Origin of the sequence: Streptomyces litmocidini, assembly GCF_014649755.1 — a bacterium.
In the GTDB taxonomy this organism is placed as follows: Bacteria; Actinomycetota; Actinomycetes; order Streptomycetales; family Streptomycetaceae; genus Streptomyces; species Streptomyces litmocidini.
Genome location: NZ_BMTQ01000005.1, coordinates 37,952 through 55,997 on the forward strand (window position 1 = coordinate 37,952; position 18,046 = coordinate 55,997).

An 18,046-nucleotide genomic window follows, 5' to 3' on the forward strand; every position below is an offset into this window, starting at 1 on the left:
CCAGGAGGGTCGCATCCGCCGCCTCACCACACGCGGACCGACCCGCCCGGGGCGAAGGCCGGGCTGGTGGCGTCCGCGGGGACCTCCTCCAGGGGCCGGGCGATCTCCTCGACGGTCGGGCCGTGGACGGCGGCGAGGCGGTCGAGGAGGGCGAGGTCGAAGCCGTAGACGCGGGCCGCGTTCCCGCCGGCCATGGCGGCGACCTCCTCCCGGGGCAGCCCCGCGTAGGCGATGCGGAGGCCTTCGCGGGAGTACGGGGTGGTGCCCTCGTCGTGCGGGTAGTCGCTGCCCCACATGATCTTGTCGAGGCCGATCCGGTCGCGCAGCGGCACCTCGTGGGGGCGCATGAAGCTCGCGCCGACGAAACAGTGGTCCCGCCAGACCTCGCCGGGGCCCTTGCCCATGGACTCGGCGAGGCCGGCGCCGAACCTGGACTCGGCGGTGGCGGCCCTCGTCGCGGCCGACACCAGACGCCGGTGGTAGTAGTCCAGCATGTCGAGCACGCCCGGGATCCAGCCCGAGCCCTGCTCGGTCAGGACCAGCTTGAGCCCCGGGTGGCGCCGGAACGCGCCGCCGAAGACCAGGTGCCACAGGGCCCGGTGGGAGAACCAGGTGGTCTCCACCATGAACACCGCGCGGGCGGCCGGTTCGTCGCCCAGCGGTGGCGAGGCGGAGCCGCCGTGGTGGTTGACCGGGACGTCGAGCTCGGCGCAGACCGCCCAGATCGGGTCGTACGCCTCGGAGTACAGCTCGGGGACGGGCGAGCCCGGCGGGACCCCCGGCAGCAGGATGCCGCCGGTCAGCCCGGCCTCGCGGGCGCGGCGGATCTCCGCGACCGCCGCGTCCACGTCGTTGAGGAGGATCTGCGCCACGCCCGCCCTGCGCCCCGGTGCGTCCGCGCAGAAGTCGGCCAGCCAGCGGTTGTGCGCCTGGAGCCCGGCCCAGCGCCGCTCGTACTCGGCGCGGGTGGGGGGCTGGGCCATCAGGGAGGCCCCGGGGAAGAACGGCGGGATGGTGTTCGGGAAGACCACCTCGGCGACGATGCCGTCCGCCTCCAGTTCGCGCAGCCTGCGCCCCGAGTTCCAGTTGCGGTCGGCGGTGTCGGCGAGGAGGTCCTCGTAGGGGTTGACGTAGGTCGCCGCCCAGGCGTCGAAGTCGTCGTGGTGCTTCTTCTCCAGGTACGGCCTGTAGTCGAGGAGGTCGGCGCCGGCGTGGCAGTCGGCGGAGATCACGGTGTAGCGGTCGGTGGCGGTGGAGCGGTCGGCCGCGGGGCGGCGGTCGGTCACGGGTTCACCCCCAGGACCGGGAACTCGTGGTCGGTGAGCCAGTGCCTGCCGGCCTCGCGCGAGCGGGCCCAGGAGGCCTCGACGGCGGCCTGGTCGGCGGGCTGGCCGAGGTCGGCGGGGGTGGGGCCGATGCGACGGGCTGTCGGATCCAGTGTCCGGACGTCGAACCCGAAGACCTCCGCGGCGGCGAGACCGAGCATCCGCCGCGTCTCCCCGACCGGGATGTCGTGGAAGGTCTTCCGCAGCCACGCGCGCGTGTCCGGCCACGTGCCCTCCGGGTGCGGGAAGTCCGAGCCCCACAGGATGTTGTCGACGCCGATCTCGTACCGCTGCGCGAGTTCGCGCCGCTTGGTGTTGGTGGCGCAGACGAAGACCTGCCGGTCCAGGTACTCGCTCGGCGGCCGCTTCAGCTCCGCGAACGGGGACAGCTTCTTGCCGCCGTGCGCGCCCAGGTAGAGCCGGTCCATGAACCAGAGCAGGTTCGGCAGCCACCAGCAGCCGGACTCGGCGATCCCGAACCGCAGTCCGGGGTGGCGCTCGAAGACGCCCGACCAGAGCAGGAACCACAGCGGCCTGGCCGGCCACCAGGTGACCTCGGAGACGTAGATCCCGAGGTGGTCCCCGTACTCCTCGCGCGGCGCCGCCCCGGAGTGCGTGACGACCGGCATGCCGGTCTCGGCGGCCGCCGCCCACACCGGGTCGTAACACCGGTCGTGGTACGGCGCCTTGTCCACCCACATGGAGGGGATCATGAGCGCGCCGAGCCCGGACTCCTTGGCGCGGTGGATCTCGGCGACGACCTCGCGGACGTCGGCGGTGACGGGGAGGAGGGCGACCCCGCAGTGCCGGGACGGGTTCGCGGAGACGAACTCGGCGAGCCAGCGGTTGTGCGCCCGCGCACCCGCCATGCCGAGCTCCGGGTCCTGGTCGCCGGAGAGACCGAGGCCGACGCCGAAGGGCGCGGCGGTCCGGCTGTCGACGGCGTCCGCGTCGGGGAAGACGACCTCGGCGGCCACCCCGTCGCCGTCGAGCTCCTTGATGCGCCGGGCCGGGTCCCAACCGCCCCGCAGACCCTCCTCGTTGTCGCTGAACCACGTGGCCGCGAAGGCCTCGTTGCGCACCCCGAGCCGGGTCATGGCTTCCCGGCGGGCCTCGCGTCCCGCCAGGAAGTCGTCGAAGTCCCGGTGGAAGCGGGGGTCGAGATAGGGCCGGTACTCCTCGGTGGGCAGCCCGGCGTGGCAGTCGGAGGAGATGATCAGATACGGGTCCTCATGGCGCTCGTTGCTCATGGCGAAGCCCCTCAGTCGAGGATGAAACTCTCCAGGTACGACGGGTTGGCGCGGTCGAGCATGGACTGCGAGCGCGCCTTGATCTGACGGTCGCTGTGCTCACTGGCGGGCAGCATCCAGAAGCGGTCGGCGCGGATGCCGTCGACGACGTGCCCGGCGACCTCCTCCACCGGCGTGAAGGCCACCTCGCGCCCGGCCTCCTTCATCGCCGCCTCCCACTGGTCGAGGCTGCGGTACGGGGCCTTCCGGGGCCGCTGCTTGGCGTACCGCTCGGGCCGGTTGCGGTGCGACTCCCACAGTCCGGTGCGGAGCATGTGCGGGCCCGGGAAGAGCACGGAGGCGCCCACGCGCGCGTGCTCGGCCTTCAGGTGCGCGTACAGGGACTCGGTCATGGTGACGACGGCCGCCTTGGTGACCGCGTACACGGAGGCGGTGGGCAGCGGGGCGATGCCGCCGTCGCCGGAGGAGGTGTTCACCACGTGGCCGGGTTCGCCGCCCGCGAGCATGCGGGGGACGAAGGCCTGGACGCCGTGGAAGACGCCCCAGACGTTGACGGAGAAGGCCCACTTCCAGTCGTTCGGCTCGTGCTCCCACATGCGGCCCTCGGCGCCGGAGCCGACGCCCGCGTTGTTGCAGAGGACGTGGACGGCCCCGAAGGCGTCGTACGCGGCGTCGGCGAACGCCCGCACCTCGTCGGGGTCCGAGACGTCGACCGTCCGGGCGAGGACCTGCGCCCCGCTCGCCATCAGCTCGTCGGCGGCCTCCGCGAGCGCTCCCCGCTCGACGTCCCCGAGGACGACGGCGAGGCCCTCGGCGGCGAAGCGGCGGGCCATCGCGAGGCCGATGCCGCTCGCCGCGCCCGTGACGACGGCGACCTGTCCCTCGCGCAGCTCCATCAGGCGCTTCCTTCCGGGGGTCCGTCGAGGATCTGGAGCGGGTCGTCGTACCGCTGGTGGACGAAGGGCAGCAGGTCCCGGGCGGAGACGCGCTCGGCGACCGTGCCCTTCTGGTCGGTGGTCTTCTCGCCGATCGTGATCTCGACGAGCCGGCGCACGGGGAGGTCGGCGACCGGGTCGTACATGGACTCGCGCAGGACCACGTCGCCCGTGATCCGCTCCAGCTTCCGCACCTTCTCGTTCCGGACGCAGTGGACGAGGACGGGGTCGGCGTCGAAGCCGGTCCCCTCCACGCCCGGCAGGAACTTGAAGTAGAAGTCGGTCTTCTCGACGGGCTCCGGCAGCGGCAGCGGGCCGGAGACCGCGCCGCGCACCTCCACGAAGGCGATGCCGTGCCGGGCGAGGGCGGCGCGCACGACGAGCCCGTCGCGCACGACGGTGACCTCGCCCAGCTTCTTCGGCTCGCCGAAGACCTCGCGCCCGCCGATCAGGGCCCGCTCGTGGGTCATCGGCATGACCAGCGGGTACCAGCCCTCCCGGTCGCCGTGGGCTGCGGCGACGGCCACCGAGCCGGCGCCGAGCGGATGGCTCGGCAGGTCGACCTTGCTGATGTTGGCGCGCACGAGAGGGCGCGCGGTGGGTTTCAGCGGGGGCGGCAGGACCGCCGCCACGACGTCCGGGTCGGTCTCCCAGACGGCGACCACGCCGGTGGACCAGATGTCGGGGAGCCTGGCGGACCGCTCGCGGGCCGCCGCCGCCTCCGCGTCGCCGCGAGCCCCGTACCGTACTCGTGCCATGACGTACCGCCCTTCGGGAACGTATCGGCCTGTAACACTGTTACACCGACCGCCGCGAAGGGGAAAGAGGGCCGCACGAACAGGAGTTGGGGGAACCGATGACACGCTCCGCGCTGACCCGCGACGAGGTCCTGGACACGGCGGCCGCCCTGGTGAGGGAGCACGGCCCGGCCGCGCTGACGATGCGTCGGCTCGCCGCCGAACTCGGCACCGCGGTCACCTCGATCTACTGGCACGTCGGCAACCGCGAGTCGCTCCTCGACGCCCTCGTCGCCCGCACCGTCGCCGACCTCGGCACGATCCGCCCCCGGGGCGCGACCCCTGCCGAGCGGATCGTCTCGGTCGCCCGCGCGCTGCGCCGCGCCCTGCGCGAGCGCCCGCACCTGGTGGCGATGGTCCACGAGCGCGGCCTGACGGAACGCATGTTCCTGCCGGCCCAGCGCGCCCTGGTCCACGAGGCGCACGCGGCGGGGCTGCGCGGCTCCCGCGCGGCCGCCCTGGTCCACGCGGTCCAGTTCCAGGTCGTCGGCCACGTCCTCGTCGAGCGCAACCGGGAACGCGCCCCCGCCCAGCCGCCGGCCGAGACGGACCTCTGGGCCACGGAGCCGACCGGCCTCCCCGCTCCCGACCCGGAACTCGCCCGCGCCCTCGCCGCCCCGGTCGACACGGAGGCCGTGTTCCTGGTGGCGGTGCGCGCACTGGTGGCGGGGCTGCTGCCCTGAGGAGACCGGGCCGCCGCGCCGGGCCACCGGAGAAGCCGCGCCGGGCCGCCGGGAAAGCCGCACCGCACCGCACGCCGCCCGCGCCCCCGCGCGCGGGGGACGGCGGCGGATCACGGCCGGGACGGGAGCGGATCACGACCGGAACGGTGGCGGGTCGCCGCCGCGGAATCCGGAACCGGGGGCCCGGTTGTCCGTGGAGGCCCGTATTCTCAATGACCGTGCTTGACGACCGTACGACAGCAGCGACGTGGCCGGCCGCCTACCCGCAGGGGTACGCGGTGGTCGACGTGGAGACCACCGGACTCGCCCGCGACGACCGGATAGTGTCGGCTGCCGTCTACCGACTGGACGCCCAGGGGAACGTCGAGGACCACTGGTACACCCTGGTCAACCCCGAGCGGGACCCCGGCCCCGTCTGGATCCACGGCCTGACCAGCGACCTCCTGGAGGGCGCGCCGCTCTTCCCGGAGATCGCGGCGGAGTTCGCCGCGCGGCTCGACGGGCGGGTGCTCGTCGCGCACAACGCGATGTTCGACTGGCAGATGATCGCCCGGGAGTACGCGCGCGCGCAGTCCGCCGCGCCGGTGCGCCAGCGGCTGTGCACGATCGCGCTCGCCAAGGAGCTGTCGCTGCCGCTGCCCAACCACAAGCTGGAGTCGCTCGCGGCGCACTTCGGCGTCGTGCAGCAGCGCGCGCACAACGCGCTCGACGACGCGCGGGTGCTCGCCGAGGCCTTCCGGCCGAGCCTGCACGCGGCGGCCGAGCGGAACGTACGGCTGCCGCTGCTGGAGTGCCGGCCGCTCACCGAGTGGGCCTCGACGCCGACGCAGCCCCGGGCGGGCCACCCGTCCTCCTACCGGGCGGGCAGCTGGCGGCCCTCGCGGAAGCGTCCGGCGTGCCCGTACCCCAACCCCGGACGGTACGAGTCGGACAAGCCGCTCAAGCAGGGCATGCGGGTGGCGTTCTCCGGAGACACCTCCGTCGACCGCGAGCTCCTGGAGGACCGCACCGTCGAGGCCGGCCTCCACGTCGCCACCAGCGTCTCCCGGCTGACCAGCCTCCTGGTCACCAACGACCCGGACTCCACCACCTCCAAGACCCTCAAGGCCCGCTCGTTCGGCACCCCGGTCGTCGACGAGGCCGCCTACACCCAGCTGCTGCGGGACGTGGCCCCGGCAGACGGGTGACGCCCCCGGCTCTGCGGGCGCGCCGTGCTGCGCGCGCCCGCCGGGCGCTCCACCCTGTGGCGCATGGCACGTTGTGAGGTCTGCGGAAACGATTACGGCATGTCCTTCGAAGTGCACGCGCAGGGCGCGGTGCACGTCTTCGACTGCTTCGCCTGCGCCATCCACCGCATGGCGCCCATCTGCGAGCACTGCCGGGTCCAGATCATCGGACAGGGCGTCGAGGTCGAGGGCAGTTGGTACTGCGGCGGCCACTGCGCCCGCGCGGAGGGAAAGGCGGGCATCGTCGACAGGGTGTGAGGAAACGATCCCGGGCGGTCGGGCGAACCGACCCGAACCCCCCGTGCGTGCACCCCTCGACCCGCGCTGTACGGTCGTGGGGTGTACCGCTTCCTGTTGTCCCGGCAGTGGGTGATCCTCACCCTCGGCGCCCTCGCCCTCATCCCCACGATGATCCAGCTGGGATTCTGGCAGTTCCACCGGCACGAGCACCGGGTCGCCCAGAACACCCTGATCGCGGACAACCTCAGGGCGGAGCCGGTCCCGGTCGAGGAGCTCACCTCCCCCGGCCACACCGTCCCGCGCGCCGACTACTGGCGGCGGGTCACCGCCACCGGCACCTTCGACACCGCCCACGAGGTGGTCGTCCGCCGCCGCACCTCCTCCGACGACCAGGTGGGCGTGCACGTCCTGACCCCGCTGGTCCTCCGCGACGGCCGGGTCGTCCTGGTCAACCGCGGCTGGGTCCCGGCCGCCGCCGACCAGCACTCCTACCCGCCGGTGCCGCCCGCCCCCAAGGGCGAGGTCACCGTCACGGGCCGGCTCAAGGCCGACGAGACGACGGGCGCCAGCGGCATCAAGGACCTGAAGGGCCTGCCGGACCGGCAGGTCATGCTCATCAGCAGCCGGCAGCAGGCCGGGCTCACGGGCCGCGAGGTGCTCGGCGGCTATCTGGAGCTGACCGCGCCCGAGCCGGCCGGCGGCACCCCCGAGACGATCGCCGAGCCGGACCACGAGTCGATCGGTCCCCACATGGCGTACGCCGTGCAGTGGTGGCTCTTCGCCGCCGGGGTGCCCGTCGGCTGGGTGATCCTGGTGCGCCGGGAGAAGCACGACCGGGAGGCCGGGGACGCCGCCGACGTCCCCGGGACCCCGGAGCGGGACACGGCGGAGGCGCAGGCCGCTCCGTCCCGCTGATTGACCGTCGCCGCTTCCGGGAACAGGCCGAAGCGTGACGCAACGCATCGACGACTACGCCCTCATCGGGGACCTGCAGACCGCCGCGCTCGTCGGCCGCGACGGGTCGGTCGACTGGCTGTGTCTGCCCCGCTTCGACTCCGCCGCCTGCTTCGCCGCCATCCTCGGCGACGAGAACAACGGCCACTGGACCCTCGCGCCCAAGGGGGCCACCAGCTGCACCACCCGCCGCTACGCCGAGGACACCCTCGTCCTGGAGACCTACTGGGAGACCCGTACCGGCACCGTCAAGGTCGTCGACTTCATGCCGCAGCGGGACACCTCCCCCGACCTGATGCGGATCGTCGAGGGCGTCAGCGGCAGCGTCGAGATGGCCTCCGTGCTGCGGCTCCGCTTCGACTACGGCTCGATCGTGCCGTGGGTGCGCAGGGTCGACGGCCAGCGGGTCGCGATCGCCGGGCCGGACTCGGCCTGGCTGCGCAGCGAGCCGCACGTGAAGACCTGGGGCCAGCAGTTCTCCACCCGGTCCTCCTTCACCGTCGCCGCCGGCGAGAAGGTGGCCTTCGTCCTGACCTGGCACCCCTCGCACGAGCCGCGCCCGGACCTCGTCGACCCCTTCGAGGCCCTGGAGCAGTGCCTCGCGGACTGGCGGAAGTGGGCGGCCCGCTGCACCTACGAGGGCCCGTACCGGTCGGCGGTGCTGCGGTCCCTGATCACCCTCAAGGCGCTCACGTACGCCCCCACCGGCGGGATCGTGGCCGCCCCCACCACCTCCCTGCCGGAGGAGCTCGGCGGCGTGCGGAACTGGGACTACCGCGCCTGCTGGCTGCGCGACTCCTCCCTCACCCTCGGCGCGCTGCTCGCCGCCGGGTACGAGGAGGAGGCGGCCGCCTGGCGGGACTGGCTGCTCCGCTCGGTCGCGGGCGACCCCGCCGACCTGCAGATCATGTACGGGCCCGCCGGGGAGCGCCGGCTGCCGGAGACCAGCCTGCCGTGGCTGCGCGGCTACGCCGACTCGGCGCCGGTCCGGACCGGGAACGCGGCGGTGGACCAGTTCCAGCTGGACGTGTACGGCGAGGTCATGGACTCCCTCCACCGCGCGCGTGAGGCCGGGATCCCGCCGGAGCGGCACGCCTGGAACCTCCAGCTGAGCCTGCTCGGCTTCCTGGAGTCCACCTGGCGGGAGCCCGACGAGGGCCTGTGGGAGGTCCGCGGGCCGCGCCGCCACTTCACCCACTCGAAGGTGATGGCCTGGGTCGCCGCCGACCGGGCGGTCCGCACCCTGGAGGCCGACCCCACGCTGCCGGGGGACGCGGGGCGGTGGCGGGCGATGCGGGACGAGATCCACGCCCAGGTGTGCGCGCGGGCGTACGACCCCGTGCGGAACACCTTCACCCAGGCGTACGGCTCGTCCGGGCTAGACGCCGCCACCCTCCTCATCCCGCAGGTCGGCTTCCTGCCGCCGGACGACCCCCGGGTGGTGGGGACGGTGGACGCGGTGCGGGAGGAGCTGATGCACGGCGGCTTCCTGCGCCGGTACAGCCCCGACTCGACGGCCCTGGACGGGCTCCCGGGGCAGGAGGGGACCTTCCTGGTCTGCTCGTTCTGGCTGGCGGACGCGCTGCGGCTGACCGGGCGCCCCGAGGAGGCCCGCGAGCTCTTCGAGCGGCTCCTCACCCTCACCAACGACGTGGGGCTCCTGGCGGAGGAGTACGACCCGGTGGCGAAGCGGCAGCTGGGGAACTTCCCCCAGGCCTTCAGCCACATCGGCCTGGTGGGGACGGCTCTCGCCCTGGCCGCCGAGGACGCGGCAGGATAGGGGCATGGATCTTGGACTGAAGGACCGTGTGTACGTGGTGACCGGTGCGACGCGGGGGCTCGGCCGGGCCTCCGCCGAGGCGCTGCTCGCCGAGGGCGCGAAGGTGCTGGTCACCGGGCGCGAGGAGGAGGCGGTCGCCGACGCGGTGGCCGAGCTGGGCGAGGGGGCGGCCGGGATCGCCGCCGACAACGCCGACCCGGGGACCCCGGACCGGCTGATCGCCGGGGCGCGGGCCCGCTTCGGCGGCTTCGACGGCATCCTGATCAGCGTCGGCGGCCCGGCGCCGGGCTTCGCGGCGGACAACACCGACGAGGAGTGGGCGGCCGCGTTCGACACGGTCTTCCTGGGGGCGGTGCGGCTGGCCCGCGCGGCCGCCGAGACGCTCGCCGAGGGCGGGGTCATCGGCTTCGTCCTGTCCGGCTCCGTCCACGAGCCGATCCCCGGCCTCACCGTCTCCAACGGGCTGCGCCCGGGACTGGCCGGCTTCGCCAAGTCCCTCGCCAACGACCTGGGCCCGCGCGGGATCCGGGTCGTCGGTCTGCTGCCGAGCCGCATCGACACGGACCGGGTCCGCTCCCTGGACGCGCTCTCCGGCGACGCGGACGCGGCCCGCGCGGCGAACGAGCTCACGATCCCGCTGCGGCGCTACGGCACCCCGGAGGAGTTCGGGCGCACGGCGGCCTTCCTGCTCTCGCCGGCCGCCTCGTACCTGACGGGGCTGATGCTGCCGGTGGACGGCGGGGCGCGCGCCGGGTTCTGACCCTCAGGCGACCCGGCGGGCGCGGTGCTTCACCGCGCGCAGCCGCGCTTCCGCGGGGAGCGCGGGCAGTCCCGTCGACGTACGGGCGTGGGCGAGGCTCCGGGTGCTGAGGGCGGACAGGACGTCGCCCGGGGAGGCGTGCGGCTCCAGGAGGAGCGCGATCCGGGCACGGGGGGTGGTCCGGCGGCCCGTGAGGGCGACCTTGGCCCGGGCGACGCCGTCCTGCGAGGCGGCGTCCGCCTCCAGGACGGCCTCCAGGGCCCGGCCGCGCAGGAGCGCCGCCTCACCGTCGCCCGTGTCGACGAGGACCTCGGCGAGCCGGGCCCGCCGGAACTGGACGAGCAGCCACCACAGGGCCAGCAGGACGATGAGCCCGAGGACGGCGATGACCACCGGCCACCACCAGCTCTCGTCCCGCCAGCGCTGCCGGTCGGCGGTGGAGAGCAGCACGTCGGAGGAGCCCGACCAGGGCCACCAGGACGGTACGGACAGGTCGAGGGCGGCGGCGAGGACCGCGCCGCCGACGACCACGAGGAGCAGCCCGGCGAGACCGAGCAGGACGCGGTTGACACGCCGCAGGACGCGGGTCACTTGGCCTTCCCTTCCTTCCGGGACGGCCGGGCCACCCGTACCGTCGGAGCGAGCGGGCGGGCGAGGCCGAGCTCGTCGATCCCGGTGGCGAGCACCGTCTCCACGTCGGCGCGGACCTCGTCGAGGGCACGGAAGTGGGACACCGCCCGGACGCGGGCCTTGGACCGGCCGACCTTCACCCGGACGGACTGGACCCCGGAGACCTCCATGACGCGGTCCCGCAGGGCGAGGGCGGCGGCCTTGCGGTCGAGTCCCGCCCGCACGTCGGTGTGCTCGCGGCGCATGGGGAGGACGTCGCGCAGTCCGGGGGTGAGGGCCAGGAGGAGGAGCCACAGGCCGAGCAGGACGGCGACGGAGGCGCCGACGACGATCACCACGTCGTCGAGCGGGCGGGTCGCCAGGGCGTGGGCGAGCCGGCGCCGCCAGGACATGGCGGAGCGGTCGGCCCGTACGGCCGCGACGTCGTAGAGGAGCAGCCCGGCGGCGCCGAGGACGACGGCCGCGAGGAGGGCGGCGGGGATGCGGCGGACGGCCCAGAAGCGGCGGGCGCGGGGCACCGGCGCGTCGGCCGGGACGGCCGCCGCGCCGCCCGGGGGTCCGGCCTGGGGGCCCGCGTTCGCCGTGGGGTCCGTTTCCGGGGTGGTGGTCATGCGAGGCGGCCCCTCGGCGAGGTGTGACGGGTGTGCGCGGAGTGGAGGTGCTCGACGTGGACGGCCACCTCATGGACCTCCAGGCCGACGAGTTCCTCCACGCGGGTGCGTACCCGGTTCCGGACGGCGCCGCACTGGCGGCCGACGTCGGAGGGGTAGTCGAGGTCGAGGCTCACCGAGACACGGGCGGTGTCCCGGTGGACGACGACCGAGGCGTGCGGCTTCGATCCCCCTTCGGGGACGGAGTCGAGGGCTTCCCTCGCCGCCCGGGCGGCGACCTTCGCGACGACGCGGTCGGCGATGGTGGTCGCCCCCCGGTCCCGCACTCCGTCCCGTACCGGATCGTCTGCCAGGTCCGTCACCACCTCGGGTCACCGCCGCCGGTCGCCGCGGTCGCGTCCTCGGAACAGGTCTCCGGGTTCGAGGTCCCCGTCGAGGAACCGCCCGGCCACGAAGCCGATCGCGCCGAGGGCCGCGATCACCAGAAACGCTCCGAAGCCGCCGAAGTATCCGGCGAATCCGAGAGCCATGCCGGCCAGTAGGCCGACCATCGCCATGCTCATTCCGAGTCCCTTCCCTGGCCCCTGTCGCCGGGGTTCCGACGCCTACTGGAGCCGGGGCTCCGGCTCCTCTTCCTCGTCCTCGGGCAGCTTCACGTCGCTGACCGCGATGTTGACCTCGACGACTTCGAGGCCCGTCATCCGCTCCACGGCGGCGATGACGTTCTCCCGGACGTCACCGGCGACGTCGGCGATGGAGACGCCGTAGACGACGACGATCTCCAGGTCGAGCGCGGTCTGCACCTCGCCGACCTCGGCCTTGACGCCCCGGGTGACGTTCGACTTGCTGCCGCCCGTGCCGGGGACCCGGTCGCGGACGGCGCCGAAGGTGCGGGAGAGACCGCTGCCCATGGCGTGGACGCCGTCGACGTCGCGCGCGGCGAGACCGGCGATCTTCTCCACGACCCCGTCGGCGATGGTCGTCCGGCCCCGGGCGCCCGCCAGGCCGCCCCCGCGCTTGGTCATGGAGGAGCGACGCGACTCGTCCGTCGCGAGCTCTCCGGAGTGAGTGGTGTCCGTCATGAGATCTAGCCCCTTCTGTCATATTTCGGGGTTCCTCGCCCACATTAAGGGCGGTTGCCCCAATTCGCGCCACGGATGCGGCAGGCTGGGGGAATGACGACGGCTGAAGGATGGACAGCGGCGGTACGGGAGCGGCTCGCGCCGGGCAGGCTGCTGCCGCTCGGCACGGCCGGGGACGGCACGTGGATCACCGAGCGGGCGGTACGGGGGGCCCTCGGCCCGGCCGCCGCGGCGGTACGGGGAGTGGTGCCGGGCAGGATCCGGGTCGGGCCCGACCTGGAGGCCGAGAACGAGGGGGCGGCGGGGGCCGAGCCGTTCCCGGTGCCGCCGGGCGCGCTCGGGCCGGGACTGCTGCGGATCACCGCGGACTTCGGGGCGGTCGCGGGCCGTCCGCTGCCGGAGCTGGCCGAGGAGCTGCGGGCGGCCCTGCTCGGGGCGGCGCGGGACGGTCTCGGGCTGCTCGTGACGGCCGTGGACCTGCGGGTGACGGAGCTGCTCGACCTCGGGCCGGAGGCGGGTCAGGACGCTCCCCCGCCGGGGCGGCCGGCCCCGGCGACGGACGATCCGGTGGCCCTGGCGGTCCTGCGGGTCGAGGGCGTGGCGGGCGTGACGGACACCTGGGGGCCGCCGGTGCACCGGGGCCCGGAGGGGATGCGGGTGGAGCTGGCCGTGACGGCGGGCCACCGTCCGCTGGACGTGGCCCGCGCCGCCCGGAACGCCGCGACCGCGGCCGCCGACGGGGCGACCGCGGTCACGGTGCTGGTGTCGGAACTGCGCTGAAACACGCGCGTGCCCGAGTGCCGCGCCGCACGCGCGCGTGCGCGCCACGCCGAGGGGGCACGTACGCGGGCGCTGCGCCGAACGGGTGCCCGCGTGGGCGCTGCGCCGAACGGGCGGGCGCGCCCGAAGCGCCGCACGCGCGCGTCGAGCACCCTTGACGCGCGCGTGCGTCAGTCGCCGAGGCCCGCCAGGTCGCGCAGGCGGCGGGCCTGGGCGGCGCGCTCGGCGGCGCGCTGCTCCTCGTAGGAGCGGCCGGAGACGCCCTGGAGCAGCGCCTTGGTCTCGTTGACCGCGTCGCGGGGCGCCGCGAGCAGGGCGGCGCCGAGGTCCCGTACCGCCGCGTCGAGCTCGTCGGCGGGCACGGCCAGGTTGGCGAGGCCGATGCGCTCGGCCTCCTCCGCGTGCACGAAGCGGCCGGTGGCGCAGATCTCCAGCGCGCGGGCGTAGCCGACGAGCGAGACGAGCGGGTGCGTCCCGGTCAGGTCCGGGACGAGGCCCAGGCTGGTCTCGCGCATGGCGAACTGCACGTCCTCGGCGACGACCCGCAGGTCGCAGGCGAGGGCGAGCTGGAAGCCCGCGCCGATGGCGTGGCCCTGGACGGCCGCGATCGACACGAGGTCGCTGCGGCGCCACCAGGTGAACGCCTCCTGGTACGCGGAGATGACCGCGTCGAGGTCCTCGTCGGAACCGCGCGCGAGGTCGAGGAAGGACGGCTCGCCGTCGAAGCCCTCGGGCGTGAACGCCTGCCGGTCGAGTCCGGCGGAGAAGGACTTGCCCTCGCCGCGCAGGACGACGACCCGCACGCTGCCGGGCAACGACCGGCCGGCTTCCGTCAACGCCCGCCACAGAGCGGGAGACTGGGCGTTGCGCTTCGCCGGATTGGTCAGGGTCACCGTGGCAACGGCGTCCTCGACGGTGAGCCGTACACCGTCCTTGTCGAACACGAGCTCAGAGTCGTGGAGCGTGGTCATGGGGGCGCCTCCGGTTCCGGTGCAGCACTGCATGCGACATGCTAAGTGACTGCACAGTAACCACCTGGCCGACCGCAGGGTCGACCGGGTGTCCACCGGGAGGTCCCGGTGGACCGGTCGAGCCGCCCCGATGTCAGGCCGAGGCCGCCTTCTTGCCCCGTGTCGCTCCGCCGCGTCCGCGCAGCGTGACTCCGGACTCGCTCAGCATCCGGTGGACGAACCCGTAGGAGCGGCCGGTTTCCTCGGCCAGCGCCCGGATGCTCGCACCGGAGTCGTACTTCTTCTTCAGGTCTGCCGCGAGCTTGTCGCGCGCGGCGCCGGTCACCCGGCTGCCCTTCTTCAGAGTCTCGGCCACCCGTGCCTCCTCATGGGAAGTGCGCTCTGGACTTCTCATGATCACCCCTCCCGTCCGTCCTGGCCACCCATTCGACAAGGTCCGTGCCGCCGGGTTCGTGGACGGGTACGCCGCCATCACGAACGGAAGCCCTGATTCCGCGGGGTCAAAAACGCGCCTTCGAACCGGTCGGTACGGGAAGTGCCAGGTCAGCGCGGCAAAGGGAACACACGTACGGCGCGGGTCCGCCGGAAGGATTCGGCAGAGCACCGCGCCGGGATGTACGAGAGATCCTCACTCAGATGAAGGATCACGCATGAGCCGAATGATCCAGCCCCGGATGATCATCCGGGGCCGGACGGGGCCCGGGACGCCCCTCGGAGGGTCAGGCGAGGGCCACCAGGTCCGCGTAGTCCGCGCCCCACAGGTCCTCGACGCCGTCCGGGAGCAGGATGATCCGCTCCGGGTCGAGCGCCTCCACGGCGCCCTCGTCGTGGGTGACGAGGACGACGGCGCCCTTGTACGTGCGCAGCGCGCCGAGGATCTCCTCGCGGCTGGCCGGGTCCAGGTTGTTGGTGGGCTCGTCGAGGAGCAGCACGTTCGCCGAGGAGACGACGAGGGTCGCGAGCGCGAGCCGGGTCTTCTCGCCGCCGGAGAGGACTCCGGCCGGCTTGTCGACGTCGTCGCCGGAGAAGAGGAAGGAGCCGAGCGTCTTGCGCACGTCGACGAGGTCGAGGTCCGGCGCGGCCGAGCGCATGTTCTCCAGGACGGTCCGCTCGGGGTCGAGCGTCTCGTGCTCCTGGGCGTAGTAGCCGAGCTTCAGGCCGTGGCCCGGGGTGACCTCGCCGGTGTCGGGCTTCTCGACGCCGCCGAGGAGGCGCAGCAGGGTCGTCTTGCCCGCGCCGTTGAGGCCGAGGATGACGACGCGCGAGCCCTTGTCGATCGCGAGGCTCACGTCGGTGAAGATCTCCAGCGAGCCGTAGGACTTGGAGAGCCCCTCGGCCGTCAGCGGGGTCTTGCCGCAGGGCGCCGGCTCGGGGAAGCGGAGCTTGGCGACCTTGTCGGAGACGCGCACCGCCTCCAGGCCGGAGAGCAGCCGCTCGGCGCGCTTGGCCATGTTCTGCGCGGCGACGGTCTTCGTGGCCTTGGCGCGCATCTTGTCGGCCTGCGAGTTGAGCGCGGCGGCCTTCTTCTCGGCGTTCTGGCGCTCGCGCTTGCGGCGCTTCTCGTCGGCCTCGCGCTGCTGCTGGTAGAGCTTCCAGCCCATGTTGTAGACGTCGATCGTGGAGCGGTTGGCGTCCAGGTAGAAGACCTTGTTCACCACGGTCTCGACGAGGTCGACGTCGTGGGAGATGACGATGAAGCCGCCGCGGTAGGTCTTCAGGTAGTCGCGCAGCCAGACGATGGAGTCGGCGTCGAGGTGGTTGGTGGGCTCGTCGAGGAGCAGGGTGTCGGCGTCGGAGAAGAGGATCCGGGCGAGCTCGACGCGGCGGCGCTGACCGCCGGAGAGGGTGTGCAGCGGCTGGCCCATGACCCGGTCGGGCAGGCCGAGGGCGGCGGCGATGGTGGAGGCCTCGGCCTCGGCCGCGTACCCGCCCTTGGTCAGGAACTCGGTCTCCTGGCGCTCGTACTGCCGCAGCGCCTTGTCGCGGGTGGAGCCGGAACCGGTGGCGATGCGCTCCTCGTTCTGCCGCATCTTCTTGAGGAGGACGTCGAGGCCGCGGGCGGAGAGGATGCGGTCGCGGGCCAGGACGTCGAGGTCGCCGGTGCGCGGGTCCTGCGGGAGGTAGCCGACCTCGCCGGAGCGGGTGATGGTGCCGGCGGCCGGCTGTCCCTCGCCGGCGAGGCACTTGGTGAGGGTGGTCTTGCCCGCTCCGTTGCGGCCGACGAGGCCGATGCGGTCGCCCTTGGCGACGCGGAAGGAAGCGGACTCGATGAGGACTCGGGCGCCGGCGCGCAGCTCGATGCCGGAAGCGGTGATCACGGACAGACTCCAGGGCGGTGGGGATACGGCGGAAGGACGGGGTGGAGGGCTTCGACGCCGCTAATGCACGGGGAGAATGGCCATGCGGCCAGTCTAACGGGCCCCTGCAACTGGTTTTCGGCCATGTGGGGCGCGGACCGCCGCCGCGCCCTCCGCCCGTTCGCCGTTCCCACCGACGCTTCGCAAAAGGAGCGCCGGGTACACGGCCGACCGATACTCGGCGCAGGGCGGCGGTCTCTGCCCGGCGGACAGCGGAGGGTGGTGGACCGTGCAGTTCGACGACGACGCCGATCTGGACACCTCGGAGGTCAGTGACTCCCGGGGAAGCCGGATCCCGGGCGGCGGGGCGACCATCGGCGGCGGGATCATCGGTTTCGTCGCGCTGGTCCTGGGGCTGTTCTTCGGGGTGGGGCCCGACCAGCTGGGGCTCTCGGACGGCGGCGACCAGCCGGCCGCGACCTCGTCCTCGGCGGCCCGGGTGAACCAGGTCTGCAAGAAGGGTTCGGACGCCAACGCGCGCGAGGACTGCCGGATCGTCGCCGTCGTCAACAGCGTGCAGGACTACTGGCGGGGCGAGTACGAGCGCCGGGGCGGGACCTACAGCACCGCCTCCACCAAGCTCTTCACCCAGCGGGTCGCGACCGCGTGCGGCACGGCGACCTCGGCGGTGGGGCCGTTCTACTGCCCCGGTGACCGGCGGGTCTACCTGGACCTGGACTTCTTCGACGAGCTGCGCACCGGGTTCGGGGCGACCGGCGGCCCCTTCGCCCAGGCGTACGTGGTGGCGCACGAGTACGGCCACCACGTCCAGAACCTGATGGGGACCCTCGGCCGCGCCCAGGACGGGCGGACCGGCGCGGGCTCCGACGCCGTGCGGGTGGAGCTCCAGGCCGACTGCTACGCCGGGGTCTGGGCGCGGCACGCGACGACCACCCCCGACGAGAAGACGGGCCGGCCGCTGCTCACCCGGCTCACGGACGAGGACATCCGGGACGGCCTGGACGCGGCGGCGGCCGTGGGCGACGACCGGATCCAGGAGCGGTTCCAGGGGCGGGTGACACCGGAGAGCTGGACGCACGGCTCGGCGGCGCAGCGGCAGCAGTGGTTCCGCGAGGGCTACCGGACCGGCGACATGGCCCGGTGCGACACCTTCCGCTGAGTTGTCGGCGGCGGCTGCCAGACTGAGATCCGGGTCACATCGAGAGGGAGTGATCGGGATGGCTGGGACCCCCGACATCTGTCCGGCGCTGCGGTACGAGGACGCGAAGGCCGCGATCAAACAGCTCACGGAGGGCTTCGGCTTCACCGAGCACGCCGTGTACGAGGGCGAGGACGGCCGCGTGATGCACGCCGAGCTCGCCTGCGGGAACGGCATGGTGATGCTGGGCAGCAAGGGCAGCGGCACCGAGTTCGACCGGCTGATGGGCGACGGCGGCCCCACCGCGGTGTACGTGCGCGTGGACGACGTCGACGAGCACCACGCCCGGGCGGTGGCGCGGGGCGTCGAGATCGTGATGCCGCCGACGGACCAGGAGTACGGCGCGCGGGACTACACGGCCCGGGACGCCGAGGGCAACGTATGGAGCTTCGGTACGTACGCCCCCGGCGCGGCGGGGTGAGGGTGGGCGTTCCCTAGGGACGCGTTCCCCGGAGGGGAGCCGTTTCCCGGAGGGGATCCGTTCCCCAAGGGGATCCGTTCCCGGG

21 protein-coding genes are annotated in these 18,046 nt (G+C 73.6%); 9 read left to right on the forward strand and 12 right to left on the reverse strand.

Annotated features, from left to right (window positions below; genetic code table 11):
- Positions 1 to 23: 23 nt before the first annotated feature.
- Genes IE180_RS12445 through IE180_RS12460 form a run of 4 tightly spaced genes read right to left on the reverse strand, consistent with a single transcriptional unit; the run spans position 24 to position 4,268 of the window.
- Entirely contained in the window at positions 24 to 1,286 is a 1,263-nt protein-coding gene (locus IE180_RS12445) for an amidohydrolase family protein (RefSeq protein WP_190156914.1), read from the reverse strand.
- The gene (locus IE180_RS12450) at positions 1,283 to 2,575 is read right to left on the reverse strand and encodes an amidohydrolase family protein (protein ID WP_190156915.1); all 1,293 of its coding nucleotides are present in this window, start codon (positions 2,573 to 2,575) and stop codon (positions 1,283 to 1,285) included. Before IE180_RS12450 ends, IE180_RS12445 begins: the two co-directional genes overlap by 4 nt.
- A gap of 11 nt (positions 2,576 to 2,586) precedes the next feature.
- Positions 2,587 to 3,471, reverse strand: a complete 885-nt coding sequence (locus tag IE180_RS12455) for an SDR family NAD(P)-dependent oxidoreductase (RefSeq protein WP_190156916.1) — start codon at positions 3,469 to 3,471, stop codon at positions 2,587 to 2,589.
- Positions 3,471 to 4,268 carry an acetoacetate decarboxylase family protein gene (locus IE180_RS12460; RefSeq protein ID WP_190156917.1) on the reverse strand — a complete coding sequence of 266 codons (798 nt, stop codon included), beginning with the start codon at positions 4,266 to 4,268 and terminating at the stop codon, positions 3,471 to 3,473. Before IE180_RS12460 ends, IE180_RS12455 begins: the two co-directional genes overlap by 1 nt.
- A gap of 98 nt (positions 4,269 to 4,366) precedes the next feature.
- On the opposite strand from IE180_RS12460, the gene IE180_RS12465 reads away from it, so the two are divergent.
- From IE180_RS12465 to IE180_RS12490, 6 genes are all read left to right on the forward strand, one after another.
- On the forward strand, positions 4,367 to 4,990 hold the full coding sequence (locus IE180_RS12465; protein ID WP_190156918.1) for a TetR/AcrR family transcriptional regulator: 624 nt from the start codon (positions 4,367 to 4,369) through the stop codon (positions 4,988 to 4,990).
- 212 nt (positions 4,991 to 5,202) lie between these two features.
- Positions 5,203 to 6,177, forward strand: a complete 975-nt coding sequence (locus IE180_RS12470) for a DEDDh family exonuclease (protein ID WP_190156919.1) — start codon at positions 5,203 to 5,205, stop codon at positions 6,175 to 6,177.
- A gap of 63 nt (positions 6,178 to 6,240) precedes the next feature.
- Positions 6,241 to 6,474 carry a metallothionein gene (locus IE180_RS12475; RefSeq protein ID WP_086830155.1) on the forward strand — a complete coding sequence of 78 codons (234 nt, stop codon included), beginning with the start codon at positions 6,241 to 6,243 and terminating at the stop codon, positions 6,472 to 6,474.
- Positions 6,475 to 6,555: 81 nt separating this feature from the next.
- On the forward strand, positions 6,556 to 7,371 hold the full coding sequence (locus IE180_RS12480) for an SURF1 family cytochrome oxidase biogenesis protein (RefSeq protein ID WP_190156920.1): 816 nt from the start codon (positions 6,556 to 6,558) through the stop codon (positions 7,369 to 7,371).
- Positions 7,372 to 7,405: 34 nt separating this feature from the next.
- Positions 7,406 to 9,190 carry a glycoside hydrolase family 15 protein gene (locus tag IE180_RS12485; protein ID WP_190156921.1) on the forward strand — a complete coding sequence of 595 codons (1,785 nt, stop codon included), beginning with the start codon at positions 7,406 to 7,408 and terminating at the stop codon, positions 9,188 to 9,190.
- 4 nt (positions 9,191 to 9,194) lie between these two features.
- Positions 9,195 to 9,950 (forward strand): SDR family oxidoreductase, encoded by a 756-nt coding sequence (locus IE180_RS12490; protein WP_190156922.1) that lies wholly within the window; start codon positions 9,195 to 9,197, stop codon positions 9,948 to 9,950.
- Positions 9,951 to 9,953: 3 nt separating this feature from the next.
- On the opposite strand, the gene amaP is transcribed toward IE180_RS12490, so the two are convergent.
- Genes amaP through IE180_RS12515 form a run of 5 tightly spaced genes read right to left on the reverse strand, consistent with a single transcriptional unit; the run spans position 9,954 to position 12,273 of the window.
- On the reverse strand, positions 9,954 to 10,541 hold the full coding sequence (gene amaP, locus IE180_RS12495) for an alkaline shock response membrane anchor protein AmaP (protein ID WP_190156923.1): 588 nt from the start codon (positions 10,539 to 10,541) through the stop codon (positions 9,954 to 9,956).
- On the reverse strand, positions 10,538 to 11,191 hold the full coding sequence (locus IE180_RS12500) for a DUF6286 domain-containing protein (protein ID WP_190156924.1): 654 nt from the start codon (positions 11,189 to 11,191) through the stop codon (positions 10,538 to 10,540). Before IE180_RS12500 ends, amaP begins: the two co-directional genes overlap by 4 nt.
- Positions 11,188 to 11,553, reverse strand: coding sequence for an Asp23/Gls24 family envelope stress response protein (locus IE180_RS12505; protein WP_229860457.1), 366 nt, complete (start codon positions 11,551 to 11,553; stop codon positions 11,188 to 11,190). Before IE180_RS12505 ends, IE180_RS12500 begins: the two co-directional genes overlap by 4 nt.
- A gap of 9 nt (positions 11,554 to 11,562) precedes the next feature.
- A complete protein-coding gene (locus IE180_RS12510; RefSeq protein WP_190156925.1) occupies positions 11,563 to 11,754 on the reverse strand; it encodes a hypothetical protein in 192 nt (63 codons plus the stop codon).
- 42 nt (positions 11,755 to 11,796) lie between these two features.
- A complete protein-coding gene (locus tag IE180_RS12515) occupies positions 11,797 to 12,273 on the reverse strand; it encodes an Asp23/Gls24 family envelope stress response protein (protein WP_190156926.1) in 477 nt (158 codons plus the stop codon).
- Between the two features lie 93 nt (positions 12,274 to 12,366).
- Here IE180_RS12515 and IE180_RS12520 point away from each other — a divergent pair, with 93 nt between their 5' ends.
- A complete protein-coding gene (locus IE180_RS12520; RefSeq protein WP_190156927.1) occupies positions 12,367 to 13,053 on the forward strand; it encodes a hypothetical protein in 687 nt (228 codons plus the stop codon).
- Positions 13,054 to 13,223: 170 nt separating this feature from the next.
- On the opposite strand, the gene IE180_RS12525 is transcribed toward IE180_RS12520, so the two are convergent.
- The 3 genes from IE180_RS12525 to IE180_RS12535 all read right to left on the reverse strand — a co-directional run bounded on the left by IE180_RS12525 (position 13,224) and on the right by IE180_RS12535 (position 16,342).
- Positions 13,224 to 14,024: an enoyl-CoA hydratase/isomerase family protein gene (locus tag IE180_RS12525; RefSeq protein WP_190156928.1), complete on the reverse strand. Its 801-nt coding sequence runs from the start codon at positions 14,022 to 14,024 to the stop codon at positions 13,224 to 13,226.
- 133 nt (positions 14,025 to 14,157) lie between these two features.
- Positions 14,158 to 14,379, reverse strand: a complete 222-nt coding sequence (locus IE180_RS12530; protein ID WP_006123601.1) for a helix-turn-helix domain-containing protein — start codon at positions 14,377 to 14,379, stop codon at positions 14,158 to 14,160.
- Between the two features lie 364 nt (positions 14,380 to 14,743).
- Positions 14,744 to 16,342: an ABC-F family ATP-binding cassette domain-containing protein gene (locus tag IE180_RS12535; protein WP_190156929.1), complete on the reverse strand. Its 1,599-nt coding sequence runs from the start codon at positions 16,340 to 16,342 to the stop codon at positions 14,744 to 14,746.
- 268 nt (positions 16,343 to 16,610) lie between these two features.
- Here IE180_RS12535 and ypfJ point away from each other — a divergent pair, with 268 nt between their 5' ends.
- Positions 16,611 to 17,501, forward strand: coding sequence for a KPN_02809 family neutral zinc metallopeptidase (ypfJ, locus tag IE180_RS12540; RefSeq protein WP_190156930.1), 891 nt, complete (start codon positions 16,611 to 16,613; stop codon positions 17,499 to 17,501).
- A 58-nt stretch (positions 17,502 to 17,559) separates the two neighbouring features.
- Positions 17,560 to 17,961 carry a VOC family protein gene (locus IE180_RS12545; RefSeq protein WP_190156931.1) on the forward strand — a complete coding sequence of 134 codons (402 nt, stop codon included), beginning with the start codon at positions 17,560 to 17,562 and terminating at the stop codon, positions 17,959 to 17,961.
- Positions 17,962 to 18,046: the final 85 nt, after the last annotated feature.